15 protein-coding genes are annotated in these 14617 nt (G+C 73.6%); 7 read left to right on the top strand and 8 right to left on the bottom strand.

What is annotated here, in order from left to right; translation table 11 throughout:
- Positions 1–4 precede the first annotated feature (4 nt).
- Positions 5–1222 carry a SpoIIE family protein phosphatase gene (locus tag ACFY9S_RS34090; RefSeq protein WP_391136338.1) on the bottom strand — a complete coding sequence of 406 codons (1218 nt, stop codon included), beginning with the start codon at positions 1220–1222 and terminating at the stop codon, positions 5–7.
- 114 nt (positions 1223–1336) lie between these two features.
- Positions 1337–2095: an IclR family transcriptional regulator gene (locus ACFY9S_RS34085; RefSeq protein ID WP_102909977.1), complete on the bottom strand. Its 759-nt coding sequence runs from the start codon at positions 2093–2095 to the stop codon at positions 1337–1339.
- A gap of 799 nt (positions 2096–2894) precedes the next feature.
- Between ACFY9S_RS34085 and ACFY9S_RS34080 the strand changes: the two genes are divergently transcribed.
- From ACFY9S_RS34080 to hypE, 7 genes are all read left to right on the top strand, one after another.
- Complete coding sequence (locus tag ACFY9S_RS34080; RefSeq protein ID WP_391136334.1) at positions 2895–4640, top strand: enoyl-CoA hydratase-related protein; 1746 nt, start codon at positions 2895–2897, stop codon at positions 4638–4640.
- Entirely contained in the window at positions 4637–5224 is a 588-nt protein-coding gene (locus ACFY9S_RS34075) for a hydrogenase maturation protease (RefSeq protein WP_391136331.1), read from the top strand. The genes ACFY9S_RS34080 and ACFY9S_RS34075 overlap by 4 nt, the downstream gene beginning before the upstream one ends.
- A 39-nt stretch (positions 5225–5263) precedes the next feature.
- Positions 5264–6001, top strand: a complete 738-nt coding sequence (gene hypB, locus ACFY9S_RS34070; RefSeq protein WP_391136328.1) for a hydrogenase nickel incorporation protein HypB — start codon at positions 5264–5266, stop codon at positions 5999–6001.
- Positions 5998–8310: a carbamoyltransferase HypF gene (hypF, locus tag ACFY9S_RS34065; protein ID WP_391136325.1), complete on the top strand. Its 2313-nt coding sequence runs from the start codon at positions 5998–6000 to the stop codon at positions 8308–8310. Before hypB ends, hypF begins: the two co-directional genes overlap by 4 nt.
- 3 nt (positions 8311–8313) lie before the next feature.
- Entirely contained in the window at positions 8314–8595 is a 282-nt protein-coding gene (locus ACFY9S_RS34060; protein WP_391136322.1) for a HypC/HybG/HupF family hydrogenase formation chaperone, read from the top strand.
- Positions 8592–9734: a hydrogenase formation protein HypD gene (gene hypD, locus ACFY9S_RS34055; protein ID WP_391136319.1), complete on the top strand. Its 1143-nt coding sequence runs from the start codon at positions 8592–8594 to the stop codon at positions 9732–9734. The genes ACFY9S_RS34060 and hypD overlap by 4 nt, the downstream gene beginning before the upstream one ends.
- Positions 9735–9807: 73 nt before the next feature.
- A complete protein-coding gene (hypE, locus tag ACFY9S_RS34050; protein WP_391136589.1) occupies positions 9808–10797 on the top strand; it encodes a hydrogenase expression/formation protein HypE in 990 nt (329 codons plus the stop codon).
- A 47-nt stretch (positions 10798–10844) separates the two neighbouring features.
- Here hypE and hypA read toward each other — a convergent pair whose 3' ends face one another.
- Genes hypA through ACFY9S_RS34020 form a run of 6 tightly spaced genes read right to left on the bottom strand, consistent with a single transcriptional unit; the run spans position 10845 to position 14605 of the window.
- The gene (gene hypA / locus ACFY9S_RS34045) at positions 10845–11195 is read right to left on the bottom strand and encodes a hydrogenase maturation nickel metallochaperone HypA (protein WP_391136316.1); all 351 of its coding nucleotides are present in this window, start codon (positions 11193–11195) and stop codon (positions 10845–10847) included.
- Between the two features lie 7 nt (positions 11196–11202).
- Complete coding sequence (locus ACFY9S_RS34040; protein WP_391136313.1) at positions 11203–11394, bottom strand: hypothetical protein; 192 nt, start codon at positions 11392–11394, stop codon at positions 11203–11205.
- A 34-nt stretch (positions 11395–11428) separates the two neighbouring features.
- Entirely contained in the window at positions 11429–11635 is a 207-nt protein-coding gene (locus ACFY9S_RS34035) for a hypothetical protein (RefSeq protein WP_107460245.1), read from the bottom strand.
- 42 nt (positions 11636–11677) lie between these two features.
- Positions 11678–12274, bottom strand: a complete 597-nt coding sequence (locus ACFY9S_RS34030) for a DUF5947 family protein (RefSeq protein WP_391136310.1) — start codon at positions 12272–12274, stop codon at positions 11678–11680.
- Positions 12271–12819: a NifU family protein gene (locus ACFY9S_RS34025; RefSeq protein ID WP_391136307.1), complete on the bottom strand. Its 549-nt coding sequence runs from the start codon at positions 12817–12819 to the stop codon at positions 12271–12273. Before ACFY9S_RS34025 ends, ACFY9S_RS34030 begins: the two co-directional genes overlap by 4 nt.
- Positions 12812–14605, bottom strand: a complete 1794-nt coding sequence (locus tag ACFY9S_RS34020) for a nickel-dependent hydrogenase large subunit (RefSeq protein ID WP_391136305.1) — start codon at positions 14603–14605, stop codon at positions 12812–12814. The genes ACFY9S_RS34025 and ACFY9S_RS34020 overlap by 8 nt, the downstream gene beginning before the upstream one ends.
- Between the last annotated feature and the right edge of the window lie 12 nt (positions 14606–14617).

Raw genomic sequence — 14617 nt, 5'->3', positions numbered from 1 at the left:
GCCGTCAGGAGCAGCATCCGGCCTCGGACGCCCCGGTGACGGCGATGGGGCCGGGGCGGTCCGCCCCGGGAGCCGCCGCCCGGCCGGCGGTCGGTTTGCGGATCAGGAGCAGCGCCGCGTCGTCGTGCAGCCGGCCGCCCACATGGGCCAGGAGTTCGTCGTGCAGGGCGTCGAGGGTACGCGCCGGCTCGTGGGAGACGTGACGCTCCAGCCCTTCGGCGAGCGGGTAGAAGGCCCGTCCGCCATCGCGGGCCTCGGTGACCCCGTCGGTGTAGAGCAGTAGTTGGTCGCCGTCGGCGAAGGGCAGGGTCCGGAGCCCGGGCGGGTGGCCCGTGAGCGCGCGCAGACCGAGCGGCGGGGCAGGGTGCGGGGGCTCCACGGCGCTGATGCTCCCTGAGGCGCGGACCAGCAGCGGGGGCGCGTGCCCGCAGTTCACCACCTCCAGGTGCCCGGCCCGCGGGTACCCGGCGACCACGGCGGTGACGAAGTCGTCGTGGCCGAGGTTGCGGGCGAGGCTCCGCTCGATGCGCTCGACCACGGCCAGGAGATCGGGCTCGTCGTGGGCGGCTTCCCGGAACACACCGAGCACCAGCGCCGCGGTTCCCACGGCCGGGAGCCCCTTGCCGCGTACGTCGCCGACGATCAGCCGGACCCCGTGCGGGGTGGGTATCAGTGCGTACAGGTCCCCGCCGATCCGGGCCTCGGCCGCCGCCGCGCTGTAGCGGACGGCCGCCTGGAACGGCCCGACCGTCGCCGGCACGGGTTTGAGCAGTGCGTGCTGGGCGGTCTCCGCGACCGAGCGGACGGCGGCGAGCACCCGTTCCCGCCGCCCGCGCAGGACGCTGGCCAGACCGCTCGCGAGGGTGACCGTCACCAGGGCGGCCAGCACGGCGGTCAGCTCCCGGCCCGGCACACCGTCCCGGGTCCCGAGCAGGGCGCCGAGCAGTGCGGTGAGGAGGCCGACCCAGAAGACGCCGCGCGGCCCGTTGGTCGTCGCCGCCAGAGCGGGACCGGCGACGAGCAGGGGCAGCCAGATCATTCCTGCGCCGTCGGCGAGTCCGGAGAGCACGACCACGCAGACGACCAGCGCGGGCAGGAGGGGGGTGCCGGCGGCCAGCTGCGCGAGCACCCGTCTGCGGGCCGACGTCCTGGCACCGGCCACTCGCACGCCGGACGGCCGTGCGGGCCGGTGACCCTCACCAAGGTCTCGCGCATGGCTCATGTCGCTATCGATGTCCTTACCTGTGAGCGGGGCGCGAGGCTCGGGATGCGCCCACGAAATGTCTGTTTCATCCAGAGAACGGGATGAGCCGGGGCGCGGGCAAGAAGAGGGATTTCAGATAGTGAGCGACAGGCCCCGCGTCACGCGGCTCGCGGCCGGGAGCAGCCGTTCGCGGATCTCCGGCAGCCGGGAGAGCCGGTTCGACGGCAGCGAGACGCCGAGGGAGCCGATGGTGTCCCCGCTGTAGACCGGGACGGCGACGCAGACCGTGCCGAGGGAGTACTCCTCCACGTCCGTGACGGCCGGGGCCAGGGGCGGGGTCTCCAGTCGCCGGAGCAGTTCCGGGAGGCTGGTGATGGTCCGCGGGGTGAGGTCGGCGAGGTGGTGGCGGGAGAGGTAGTCCCGGCGGGCCTCCTCGTCCAGCTCGCTCAGGACGGACTTGCCCAGCGCGGTGGCGTGCCCCGCGTCCTCGAATCCCACCCAGAGATCGACGCGCGGGGTGCCGGGGCCGTCGACGATCTCCGCGACCCGGATCTCGCCCTCCTCGTAGAAGGTGAGGTAGGCGGCGGTCGCGAGTTCGTCCCGCAGGGCGGCGAGGGCGGGCCGGACGCGACTGAGCAACGCCTGCGCGCGCCCTGTGGACCGCAGGGTCTGGAGTTTGTCGCCGAGGATGAAGCCGCCGTCGTCCAGCTTGCGCACGTACCCGTCGTGCACCAGGGTCCGCAGCAGGTGATAGGCCGTGGCCAGGGGCAGACCGGTCTCGCGCGCCAGCTGCTTGGCCGGCGCGCCGTTCTCGTGCGCGCTCACCGCCTCCAGCAGCCGCATGGCCCGCTGGACGGAGTTGATGAGCGTTGGGCCGTCTTGCCCACCCATACGAACAGCGTGCGCCAGGCGTACGGCCCGGGCAAGGGGAGAAGGGTGGGTAGCCCGGGCGGGGTCGCGAGTGCAGGAGCGAGAGCGGCAGCGCGGCAGCGGCAGCGGCAGCGGCAGCGAGATCAGGAACGGGCGCAGGACCGGGCGCTGGCGCGGGGCACGGGCGCAGGCGCGGGCACGGGCACGGGCCCAGGCACGGGCCCAGGTCGCCGTGCCGCCTCGTGCCGGGCACCTGCGCGCGTCGGGGGCGGAACGCGACCGCGCGGACACGGGCCACCGCCCCGCGGGCGGCGCGGCCTCACCGTCCTGCGCCCGGACCGGATGGTCGACGCCCGGGCGGGCGCCGGGGGCCGTGGACGCGGGACGGGCGGACGACGGGGGCGGCCGTGGGCCGCTCGCGGGGGGGCAGGCCCGTTCCCCCTGCGTCGCGTTCCAGCCGGGAGCTCCGGTGGACCACCGGCGGCGGAGGGCGATCGCGTCCCTTCGGTGCCGTCCACGTGGTCCGTGACGTCGGCCCCCGACGGCAGGGAGGTGACGGCATCTCAAGCCGGCGGTCCGGTCTCGACGCGTGGCCGGCCGCCGTCGGCCCGGACGACGGTCGCGATCGTCCCGCCGGTCCAGGACACACACGACCCACGCAACCGGGGCGGCACAGGACGTCGAGGGCCTGCCGCGCGACGCTCTGGCCCCGTGGCGGCAGCCGCAGGGCCCGCACCCGTTCGGCCGGAAGCGCAAGAGGACCGCGAAACGCCGACGTGGTCCTTCGCGGCCCTCCCCCGACGGGCGACCATGCCATGTCATGGACATCTTGCTCGTCGCCAGCGCGTTCAACAGCCTGACCCAGCGTGTGTTCGCCGAACTGTCGGACGAGGGGCACCACGTGGACGTCGTGCTCGCCTCGCACGGCCCCGACGCGGTCCGGGCCGCCGTACGCGAGGGGAGCCCGGAGCTGATCGTCGCCCCGATGCTGAAGTCGGCCCTGCCGGAGGACGTGTGGCGGGAGCACACCTGTCTGATCGTGCACCCGGGGCCGCCCGGTGACCGGGGCCCGTCGTCGCTGGACTGGGCGATCGCCGAGGAGGCGTCCGAGTGGGGCGTGACGGTGCTCCAGGCCGAGGCGGCCATGGACGCGGGGGACGTGTGGGCCGACGGCTCCTTCCCGGTACCGCCGGCGGGCAAGAGCGACGTGTACCGCAACGAGGTGGCGGACGCCGCCACGGCCGCCGTGCTGCTGGCCGTGCGGCGCTACGCCGACGGATCGTACAAACCGCGCCCGCAGAGCGAACCCGGGACCGACGTGGTGTGGCGGGACTTCTTCCGCCAGGAGCAGCGGCGGATCGACTGGGAGAACGACAGCACGGCGACGGTGCTGCGCAAGCTCCGCGGGGCCGACTCGCAGCCCGGTGTCCGGGACGAGATCTGCGGCCGGGAGGTGTTCCTGCACGGCGGGCACCCCGAGGACCGGCTGCGCGGGGAGCCCGGGGAACTGCTCGCGACCCGGGCCGGCGCGCTCTGCCGGGCCACCCGGGACGGCGCGGTGTGGATCCCGGAGCTGCGGCCCCGCAAGAGCTCCGGAGACCCAGCGCCGTTCCGCCGCCCGGCGGCTTCGGTGCTCGCCGGCTTCCCGGCCCCGCCCGGCAGCGCACCGGGCATGCCGGGAGCGTACGACCGCCCCTACTGGCTCCCCGAGATCGCCGCGCCGCTCGAACTGCCGCCGGACCGCACCACCTGGACCGACATCCGCTACCGGCAGCGCGGTCGCATCGGCTTCCTGACCTTCTCGTTCCCCGGCGGGGCCATGAGCACCACCCACTGCCGCAGGCTGCTCGCCGCCTGGCGGTACGCCCTGACCCGCCCCACCTCGGTCCTGGTGTTCGGCAGCGCCCGCGACTTCTTCTCCAACGGCATCCACCTCAACGTCATCGAGGCGGCGGCCGACCCGGCAGGCGAGTCCTGGTCCAACCTGAACGCCATGAACGACCTGGTCGAGGCGGTGCTGCGCACCACTGACCGCCTGGTGGTGGCGGCCCTCGGCGGCAACGCGGCGGCCGGCGGCGTCATGCTCGCCCTCGCCGCCGACGAGGTCTGGTGCCGCACGGGCAGCGTCCTCAACCCGCACTACCGGAACATGGGCCTGTACGGGTCGGAGTTCTGGACGTACTCGCTGCCCCGCCGGGTGGGTGCCGAGACGGCCGAGCGGCTGACGACCGAGGCGTTGCCGGTGAGCGCCGCGACCGCCCAGCGGATCGGCCTGGTGGACCGTCTGGTACCGGTCGGGGCCCAGGACTTCACCGCCGAAGTCGAGCGTCTGGTCGCCGACCTGGCCGGTGATCCCGATCTCCCGCGCCGGATCACCGCCAAGGCCACGGCCCGTCACGCGGACGAGCTCCAGCGGCCCCTCGCGGAATACCGGCGGGCCGAACTCGCCCGTATGCGAGCCGTCTTCTTCGACCCGGAGGCGCCCTATCACGCGCTGCGGTCCGCCTTCGTCCGCAAACTCCCCAGCGGCTCCGCCCGGCCGCTGGCCACCGGGGACGCGCGATGAGCGCGCGGCTGCTCGTGGCGGGGATCGGCAACATCTTCCTCGCCGACGACGCCTTCGGGCCCGAGGTGATCCGCGCCCTGGAGCGGCGTCCGCTGCCGGCGGAGGTTCGGGTGCGGGACTTCGGCATCCGCGGCATGGACCTGGCGTACGAACTGCTCGACGGCTACGACACGGCCGTCCTGGTCGACGCGGCCGTGCGGGGGCACGAGCCGGGCACGCTGTCGCTGATCGAGCCGGACCTGCCCGACGGCGCCACGGCGGGCGCTCCGCCCGAGGCGCACGGCATGGACCCGGCGAAGGTCCTCGCCCTGGCCGTCCACCTGGGCGACGAGCCCCTCCCCCGCGTCCTGGTCCTGGCCTGTGAGCCCGAGCTGCGAACCCCCGCCGACGAGGACATCGCCCCGGGTATCAGCGCGACGGTGCGCGAGGCGGTCGGGCGGGCGGTCGCGGCGCTGCACACCATGGTGCCGGTGCTGCTCGCCGACCCGGCTGCCACGCCCCCGTTGAGCCGGCCGGACGAATCCGCCGCCCTGTCGTCGGCCGGGCTGCCGGGCACGGTGAGCGGCGGCACGGAAGATCGGTAGCGGAACGACTTTCCTACCGACCCGCGAGGAGCGGCGCCCATGTGCGATTCCGTGGACGAGGTCACCCGGGCCGTCCTGGCGAAGAACGACGGTCTGGCCGCGGGCCTGCGCGAGGCGTTGGCCCGGCGCGGTGTGAGCGTGGTCAACCTGCTGTCCAGCCCGGGCAGCGGCAAGACGGAACTGCTCGGGCGGGTGCTGGCCAGGGCGGTGGAGCGGAGCCTTCCGGTGGCCGCCCTCACCGCCGACCTGGCGACCGAGAACGACGCCGACCGGCTGGCCCGTTCGGGCGCCCCGGTGAAGCAGCTGCTGACGGACGGCCTGTGCCACCTGGAGGCACGGCAACTGCGCGGCCATGTGGAGGGCTGGCTGCCCGCGGGCACGTCGCTGCTGTTCGTGGAGAACGTCGGCAACCTCGTCTGCCCGGCGTCCTACGACCTCGGCGAGAGCCTGCGGGTCGTGCTCATGGCGGTGACGGAGGGCGAGGACAAGCCGCTGAAGTACCCCACGGCCTTCGGGTCCGCCCATCTGGTGGTGCTGACGAAGACCGATCTGGCCGGGCCGGCCGGGTTCGACGAGGCGGCCTTCGAGGCGAACGTCCAGCGGGTCAACCCGGGGGTGGAGGTGCTGCGGTCCTGCGCCCGCACCGGTACCGGTGTAGACACCGTCCTGGGACGGGTGCTCGCCGTCCGGGACGGGGCCCCCGTCCACCAGCCGCCCCTGGCGCCCCGCCCGCACACCCACACCCGCGAAGGCGCCGAAGCCGGCCTCGTCCCGTGACAGCGCCCGTCACCCGGGCGGTGCGCCGCCGCGTCACCGTGCGCGGCACCGTGCAGGGCGTGGGCTTCCGCCCCTTCGTGCACCGCCTCGCCACTGACCTGGCGCTCGCGGGCTTCGTGAGCAACACGGCGTCCGGCGTCCTGATCGAGGTGGAGGGCCCGCCGGACGGTGTCGCCGCCTTCTGCGACCGGCTGGCCGCGGAGCCTCCGCCGCTGGCGACCGTCACCGACGTCGGGGTGGAGGACCTGTCCGTCACCGGCGCCGGCGGCACCTTCACCATCCGATCCACCGACCGCTCCCCCGGCAGCACCCTCCTCCCGCCCGACACGGCGACCTGCCCGGACTGCCTGCGCGAGCTGGGCGATCCGGCCGACCGCCGGCACCGGCACCCGTTCATCACCTGCACCCACTGCGGCCCCCGCTTCACCATCGCCACGGGCATGCCCTACGACCGGGCGGTCACGACCATGTCGGGGTTCCCGATGTGCGGCGAGTGCGCCCGGGAGTACGGGGATCCGCTGGACCGGCGCTTCCACGCCCAGCCGGTGGCCTGCCCCGGGTGCGGTCCCCGGCTGCGTCTGGTGCCGGCTTCCGGGAGCGGGGTGCGCCCGGCGCGTGACGCCGAGGCCCTGGCAACGGCCCGGGCGCTGCTGGCGGCCGGGCGGATCGTCGCCGTGAAGGGCCTCGGCGGCTACCACCTGGCCTGCGACGCCACCGACGCCCGGGCCGTCGACACCCTGCGCACCCGCAAGGCACGCGGCGGCAAGCCGTTCGCGGTGATGTGCGCGGACCTCGACGACGTACGCCGCATCGCCGAGGTCTCCGCCGCCGAACGGGCTGCCCTCACCAGCCCCCGGCGCCCCATCGTCCTGCTGCGCCGGCACCCGGAGGCGAGCGGCCTCGCGCCCGGCGTCTGCCCCGGCAGCCCGCACCTCGGCGTGCTCCTGCCCTACACACCCGTGCACACCCTGCTGTTCGGCCTGCCCGGTGACCCGCCCGGCCCGCGCGTGCTGGTGATGACGAGCGGCAACCGCTCCGGGGAGCCGATCGTCACGGACGACGACGAGGCGCTGAACCGGCTCGCCGGGCTGGCCGACGCCTGGCTCGCCCACGACCGGCCCATCGCCTCGCCCTGCGACGACTCCCTGCTGCGGGTGCGGCCCGACGGCACCGAGCAGGTGCTGCGCCGGTCCCGGGGCTATGTGCCCCGACCGCTGCGACTGCCGCTCCCGGTGCGGCCCGCGCTCGCCGTGGGCGGCGACCTGAAGAACGCCCTGTGCCTCGGCGCCGGCGACCAGGCCTGGTTCGGGCCGCACATCGGCGACATGGGCGATCTGGCCACCCTGGAGGCGGCCCGGCGTGCGGACGCGCGGCTGCGGGGCCTGACCGGCGTGAGCCCCGAACTGGTCGCCGCGGACCGGCACCCCGGGTACCACTCGACGCGGTGGGCCGCCCGGCTGGCCGGGCGCGCGCCCGTCCTGGTCCAGCACCACCACGCGCACATCGCCTCCGCCATGGCCGAACACGGCCTCGACGGCACCACCCCCGTGATCGGCGTGGCCTTCGACGGCACGGGTTACGGCGACGACGGCACGGTCTGGGGCGGGGAGATCCTCCTCGCCGGTTACACCGGCTTCCGGCGCTACGCCCGCCTCTCCCCCGCCCCGCTGCCCGGCGGCGACGCGGGCGTCGCCAACCCCTGCCGGCTGGCCCTGGCCCGGCTGTGGGCGGCGGGACTGCCGTGGGACGCGGACCTGCCCTGCGTGACCGCGTGCGCGCCGGACGAACGGGCCGTGCTCCAACGCCAGTTGACCGGCGGTCTGGCCTGCGTGCCGACCTCCGGCATGGGCCGCCTCTTCGACGCCGTGTCGTCGCTCGCCGGCGTGTGCCATCGCGCGGGGTACGAGGCGCAGGCCGCGCTGGAGCTGGAGGCGGCGGCCGCTTCGGCGTGGGGTGCCGACACGTCGGCGTACGCCTTCGCCGAGGGGCTCGACCCGGTGCCCGTGCTCAGCGCGCTGATCGCCGATCTCCGGCGCGGCACCCCGGCCGCCCTGCTCGCGGCCCGTTTCCACCGCGGCGTGGCGCGGGCGGTGGCGGAGATCTGCCGGCGGGCGCGTCAGGACACCGGCCTGGCCACCGTCGCGCTGAGCGGCGGGGTGTTCGCCAACGCGCTGCTGGAGGAGGAGTGCGCGCGGCTGCTGGCCGAAGACGGCTTCGCGGTGCTCCGGCACGGCGAGGTTCCGCCCAACGACGGCGGGCTGGCCCTCGGCCAGCTGGTGGTCGCGGCACACCTACGACAGGAGGAGTGACCCATGTGTTTGGCAGTGCCCGGCAAGGTCGTGTCCATCGACGCCAGTTCGGATCCGCTCACCGGGCTGATCGACTTCGGCGGCGTGCAGAAACAGGCGTGCCTGGAGTACGTGTCCGATGTGCGGGTGGGTGAGTACGTCATCGTGCATGTCGGATTCGCGCTCCAGCGTCTGGACGAGGAGTCGGCCCTGGCCTCCCTGAAGCTGTTCGAGGAACTGGGGCTCTTGGAGGAGGAGTTCGGAGACGCCTGGGAGCAGGCGTCGAAGGAGGCGGGAACGGCGTGAAGTACATCGACGAGTTCAACGACCCCCAACTGGCGCGACGGCTGCTGGACGAGATCCACGCCACCGCCACCCGGCCGTGGGCCCTGATGGAGGTGTGTGGCGGGCAGACCCACTCGATCATCCGGCACGGGATCGACCAACTGCTGCCCGAAAAGGTGGAGTTGATCCACGGGCCGGGCTGCCCGGTCTGTGTCACGCCGCTGGAGGTCATCGACAAGGCGCTGGAGATCGCCTCGCGGCCCGGGGTGATCTTCTGCTCCTTCGGCGACATGCTCCGGGTGCCGGGCACCGACCGTGACCTGTTCCGGGTCAAGGGCGAGGGTGGCGACGTACGGGTGGTGTACTCGCCGCTCGACGCCCTGGAGCTGGCCCGCGGCAACCCGGACCGGGAGGTGGTGTTCTTCGCGATCGGCTTCGAGACCACCGCCCCGGCCAACGCGATGGCCGTGCACCAGGCGCGCCGGCTGGGCCTGTCCAACTTCAGCCTGCTGGTGTCGCATGTGCGGGTCCCCCCGGCCGTCGAGGCGATCATGACGGCGCCCGAGTGCCGGGTGCAGGGCTTCCTGGCCGCCGGGCACGTGTGCAGCGTGATGGGGATGGCCGAGTACCCGGAGCTGGCCGAGCGGTTCCGCGTGCCGATGGTGGTGACGGGCTTCGAGCCGCTGGACATCCTGGAGGGCATCCGCCGGGCGGTCCGCCAGCTGGAGCGCGGTGAGCACCGGGTGGAGAACGCCTACCCGCGCGCGGTGCGTGAGGAGGGCAACCCGGCCGCGGTGCGCATGATCGAGGAGGTCTTCGAGGTCACCGGCCGGTCGTGGCGCGGGATCGGGCGGATCCCGGACAGCGGCTGGCGGCTGACCGACGCCTTCCGCGCGTACGACGCGGAGCACCGCTTCGACGTCGGCGGGATCCGGACCGAGGAGCCCGCCGAGTGCCGGGCCGGCGAGGTGCTGCAGGGTCTGATCAAGCCGACCGAGTGCGCCGCGTTCGGCACCACCTGCACCCCGCGCACCCCGCTCGGCGCCACCATGGTCTCCAGCGAGGGCGCCTGCGCGGCCTACTACCTGTACCGCCGGATGAACGCCCCGGCAGCGCAGACCGGCGGGGCCGGGAAGCAGGAGGTGGCTCCCGTTGCCTGAGCGACAAGCCGATGTGGTCGACCCGGCCGACTGGACCTGCCCCGCCCCGCTGCGCGACCAGGGGGTCGTGGTCATGGGGCACGGCGGCGGGGGCGCGCTGTCGGCGGAGCTGATGGAGCAGATCTTCACCCCTGCCTACGGCAACGCCACCCTGTCCGCTCTCGCCGACTCCGCCGTCCTCGAACTGGGCGGGGCGCGGCTGGCCTTCTCCACCGACTCCTACGTGGTCCGGCCGCTGTTCTTCCCGGGCGGCTGCCTCGGCGACCTCGCGGTCAACGGCACCGTCAACGACCTCGCGATGAGCGGCGCCGTGCCCGCGTACCTCTCCGCGGCCTTCGTCCTGGAGGAGGGCGTGGAGCTGACCGTGGTCGAGCGGATCGCGCGCTCGATGGGCGCGGCAGCCGAGGCCGCCGGGGTGACGATCGCCACGGGTGACACCAAGGTGGTGGAGTCCGGGCACGGCGACGGGGTGTACGTCACCACCGCCGGTGTGGGGCTGGTGCCCGACGGGGTGGACATCCGGCCGCAGCGTGCCCGGCCCGGCGACGCGGTGATCGTCAGCGGCCCGATCGGGCTGCACGGTGTGGCGATCATGAGCGTGCGGGAGGGGCTGGAGTTCGGGGTGGAGGTCGCCAGCGACACCGCGCCGCTGGCGGGCCTGGTGGCGGCGATGCTGGCCGTGACTCCGGACGTCCATGTGCTGCGGGATCCCACCCGGGGCGGCCTGGGCGCCTCCCTCAACGAGATCGCACGTGCCTCCGGGACCGGCGTCCGGCTTCAGGAGCGGGCGATCCCGGTGCCGGACGCGGTGGCGAACGCCTGCGGGTTCCTCGGGCTCGACCCGCTCTACGTCGCCAACGAGGGGCGGCTGGTCGCCTTCGTGCCCCCGGCGGAGGCGGAGGAGGTACTGGCGGCGATGCGGGCCCATCCGCAGGGCGCCGGGGCGACGCTGATCGGGGAATGCGTCGCCGAGCACCCCGGGATGGTGGTGGTCGCCACCGGGCTCGGCGGGACCAGGGTGGTGGACCTGCCGCTCGGGGAGCAGCTGCCGCGCATCTGCTGACAGGGGTGTGTCAGGGGCCCCGCCGACGTCGGCGGGGCCCCTGCCGGTCACGCGGGTACCGGCTCGATCCCGGTGATCTCCAGTTCCCGGCCGCTGCGCAGGTCGCTGGAGGGCTGGTCGCAGCGCGGGCACCAGAAGAACGGGGGCATGCCCACCGGGAACTCCTCGGCGCACGGGCCGCACCAGGCCTGCGCGGGGATCTGCTCGACGACGAGCCGGGCCCCCGCCAGGGCGGTGCCGTCGCGGGCCACCTCGAAGGCGAAATCCAGGGCGTCGGGGACGACGCCCGCCAGCTCGCCGACCCGGACGGTCACCGTCGAGACGGCGTCCGTCCCGTCCGCCCGGGCCAGCTCGTCGGCCCGCTCGATGATCGCGGTCGCGATCGACAGTTCGTGCACGGCCGGCTCACGGGTAGCGGCGGCCGGCGCGGAATCCGCCGGCCATCCGCCAGAGCCGCACCTCGCGCCTCAGGCTGGGCCACTCCCAGCACAGCAGGGCCAGGGCCGTACCGCCCACCAAGGCGGCCTCGGCCTTCAGTACCCGCCGTCCGCTCATCCCGCCCCGCCTGCGCGCGACGGGTCTGCGTACTCGTTTCATTGCAGTGACTCCCTGCTCGTTCCCATCACGGTGCTCATCCCGGCGAGATGTTCGGCATGGTCTCCGCGAGGGCGTCATGCCGCTTCCAGTGGATCCCCGTGGAGCGGCGCGCGTCGGCGGTGCCGTCCTCGTGGTGCCCCTTCTGCTGCTCGCGCGGGCCCTTGTTGCCCTGGTGCATGCCGGCGACGTGCCGGGGTGTGTCGGGCTTCGCCTGGGGCCGGCCCACTCTGATGCTGCCCATGGGATGTTCTCCTTCCTCGCCTCCGACCTGCGGAGTGCGTGGCTATGGCCGCTCGGTGAGGTCCTCGAAGAACTGCTCGACAGCCGGCCAGATCCGGCCGCCGCCGGACAGGCCCCGCCACTCCCGGCGTACGACGGCGACCATCCGGTAGCAGTCGTCGACCGGCACGATCCAGTGGTGGTCGAGGCCGTGAACGGTGTTCACCAGGAGGGCCTCCACCTCGGGTTCCACGGTGGCGAGCTGCGGACACCTGCCGGACAGCTCCTGCCAGGCCGCGGCGTCCACCTCCCACCGCATGGCACCCGCGGGGCTCGGGCCCTCGGCGGTGACGGTGCCGTCCGCCCGGGGCACGAAGAAGACCAGGCCGACCGGTACGCCCAGCGCGGCCGTGTCTACCTCGGGCAGCCGGACCCGGCGCCGGGGCACGAGCCGGTAGTGGCCGTCCCCGGCAGCCGCCTCGGCGAACAGCACCGAGCAGGGGCCGCAGACGCAGCGCACCTCCTCCTGCCCGGTGTCGTACAGGTGGGCGTGCTCCTCGGCGACCGGCGCGGCGCACAGGTCGCACACCTCCGTCCGGGCCGCCGCGGTGCGGTCGGCCGAGGAGCGGATGATCCGGGCCAGTGCCCCCTCGGTGGTCACGGCGCGGCCCGGTGCGTGAGGGTGGTCAGCGGGACGAAGGCGGGGGCCGTCTCGGTGAGGGGCTCCACCGCCGTCAGCTCGGGCGCCGCGGCGAGCACCGCCGCGCGGACCACGTCGGTGACCTCGGAACCTCCGCCGCCGCAGCCGGACCCGCACCCACCGCCCTTCGTCAGACGCACCCGGGCCACCTGTCCTTCCACCCCGGCCCACTCCACGTCGCCTCCCCGCTCCTGCACGGCGGGCCGCAGCCGTTCGACCGCGCGGGCCGCCCGGCGTTCGGCGGGCTCGGGGTGGATGTCGTGCAGCACCATGAGGTGCCCGAGCAGCTCGTCCTCGGCGAGGCGCTCGGCCACTCGCTCGTCCGCGTGGTCCAGGACGCGCGCCAGGGCCTCGCCGTAGACCTCGGTCAGCAGGGCCACCGCCTCGGTCGCGGAGCGTGTCGTGGGACCGGGCGCGGACTCGATGCCTTCCAGCAGCTCGTCGAGCCGGCCGAGGCGGGCCTCGACGTCCGGGTCCGCCAGGCGTGCGGTGGCGGCCTCAGCCATGGTTCGCCCCGTATGTCGGCGAGTGCAGGGTGGTCAGCGTCTTGCCCTTGCCGACGTACATGTGCACACCGCACGGCAGACAGGGGTCGAAGCTGCGGACGGTGCGCATGATGTCGACGCCCTTGAAGTCGTCCGGACCGTTCTCCTCGAAGATGGGCTGGCCCTGGACGGCGTCCTCGTACGGGCCGGGGGTGCCGTACATGTCGCGGGGGCTGGCGTTCCACGGGGTGGGCGGGTACGGGTGGTAGTTGGCGATCTTCTTGTCCTTGATCACCAGGTGGTGGGAGAGGACGCCGCGCACGGCCTCGTGGAAGCCGCAGCCGATCGCCTCGTCGGGCACCTCGTAGTTCTCGAACACCTTGGTCTCGCCCGCGCGGACCATGCCCATGGCCTCTTCGAGGAACTGCAGGGCCATGGCGGCCGCGTAGGCGATGAAGTACGGCCGGGCGCGGTCGCGTTCGATGGTGTTGCTCCACTGCGGGATGCGCCACTCCAGGGTGGTCTCCGGCAGGGACTCGCCCTTGGGCAGGGAGATGCGCACACTGTGGCCGGTGGACTTGACGTAGGGGGTGTCGACCAGGCCGCTCAGCGCGGTCGACCACAGGCGGGCCAGCGGGCCGCCTCCGGTGTCGAGGGCGAGGTGGTCGCCGGTGCGCTGGTCGAACCAGCGGGGGCTCATCACCCAGCTGTACTTGTCGTCGAAGTCGCGCTTCTGCGGCACCGGGACGGTGGTCTGGTTCCACGGGTGGCGCATGTCGACGGGGTTGCCGAGCGGGTCGTGGGTGACGAAGGGCGACTCGTTCACCCAGTCCTCGTAGTACGAGCTGCCGAGCATGATGCGCAGCCCGAGGTTGATGTCGACGAGGTTGTTGGTGACCAGTTCGCCGTCGACGATGATGCCCGGGGTGACGTACATCGCCTTGCCCCAGGTGTTCATGGTCTCGTAGCGGTAGTCGACGACCTTGGGGTCCTGGAAGGCGCCCCAGCAGCCCAGCAGGACGCGGCGGCGGCCGACCTCCTCGTAGCCGGGCAGCGCCTCGTAGAAGAAGTCGAAGACGTCGTCGTTCATGGCGACGGCCTTCTTCACGAAGTCGATGACCCGCATGAGGCGGCTGAGGTAGTCGGTGAAGACCGTCGGCTGCGGCATCGTGCCGACGCCGCCCGGGTACAGCGTGGAGGGGTGGACGTGCCGTCCCTCCATCAGGCAGAACATCTCGCGGGTGACCCGGCTGACCTTGAGGGCCTCCTTGTAGACCTCGCCCTCGAAGGGGTTGAAGGCCTTCATGATGTCGGCGATCGTCCGGTAGCCGTGGATCTCGCCGCGGGGCGCCTCGGTGCGCTCGGCGCGGGCCAGGACGCCGGGGTTGGTGGCCTTGACCATCGCCTCGCAGAAGTCCACGAAGACCAGGTTGTCCTGGAAGATGGTGTGGTCGAACATGTACTCGGCGGCCTCGCCGAGGTTGACGATGTGCTCGGCCAGCGGAGGCGGCTTGACGCCGTAGGCCATCTGCTGGGCGTAGTCGGAGCAGGTGGTGTGGTTGTCGCCGCAGATGCCGCAGATCCGGGACGTGATGAACCCCGCGTCGCGCGGGTCCTTGCCCTTCATGAACACCGAGTAGCCGCGGAAGAGCGACGAGGTGCTGTGGCATTCGACGACTTCCCGGTTGGCGAAGTCGATCTTCGTGTAGATGCCCAGGTTCCCGATGATCCGGGTGATCGGGTCCCAGGACATGTCCACGAGCTCTGGCGGCTTGCGGTCCGTGGGCCGGGCCTCGGTGGTGGTCATCTGCGGTACTGC

The sequence above is a fragment of the Streptomyces sp. NPDC012474 genome (assembly GCF_042955185.1).
Classification (GTDB): Bacteria; Actinomycetota; Actinomycetes; order Streptomycetales; family Streptomycetaceae; genus Streptomyces; species Streptomyces cahuitamycinicus.
This window is presented reverse-complemented; position numbering and strand designations above follow the sequence as displayed.

Excerpts from the sequence above, each read along its gene's own strand:
- ACFY9S_RS34090 (WP_391136338.1), bottom strand. The coding sequence starts at position 1,222 with ATGAGCCATGCGCGAGACCTTGGTGAGGGTCACCGGCCCGCACGGCCG.
- ACFY9S_RS34085 (WP_102909977.1), bottom strand. The coding sequence starts at position 2,095 with ATGGGTGGGCAAGACGGCCCAACGCTCATCAACTCCGTCCAGCGGGCC.
- ACFY9S_RS34080 (WP_391136334.1), top strand. The coding sequence starts at position 2,895 with ATGGACATCTTGCTCGTCGCCAGCGCGTTCAACAGCCTGACCCAGCGT.
- ACFY9S_RS34075 (WP_391136331.1), top strand. The coding sequence starts at position 4,637 with ATGAGCGCGCGGCTGCTCGTGGCGGGGATCGGCAACATCTTCCTCGCC.
- hypB (WP_391136328.1), top strand. The coding sequence starts at position 5,264 with ATGTGCGATTCCGTGGACGAGGTCACCCGGGCCGTCCTGGCGAAGAAC.
- ACFY9S_RS34060 (WP_391136322.1), top strand. The coding sequence starts at position 8,314 with ATGTGTTTGGCAGTGCCCGGCAAGGTCGTGTCCATCGACGCCAGTTCG.
- hypE (WP_391136589.1), top strand. The coding sequence starts at position 9,808 with ATGGGGCACGGCGGCGGGGGCGCGCTGTCGGCGGAGCTGATGGAGCAG.
- ACFY9S_RS34040 (WP_391136313.1), bottom strand. The coding sequence starts at position 11,394 with ATGAAACGAGTACGCAGACCCGTCGCGCGCAGGCGGGGCGGGATGAGC.
- ACFY9S_RS34035 (WP_107460245.1), bottom strand. The coding sequence starts at position 11,635 with ATGGGCAGCATCAGAGTGGGCCGGCCCCAGGCGAAGCCCGACACACCC.
- ACFY9S_RS34025 (WP_391136307.1), bottom strand. The coding sequence starts at position 12,819 with ATGGCTGAGGCCGCCACCGCACGCCTGGCGGACCCGGACGTCGAGGCC.
- ACFY9S_RS34020 (WP_391136305.1), bottom strand. The coding sequence starts at position 14,605 with ATGACCACCACCGAGGCCCGGCCCACGGACCGCAAGCCGCCAGAGCTC.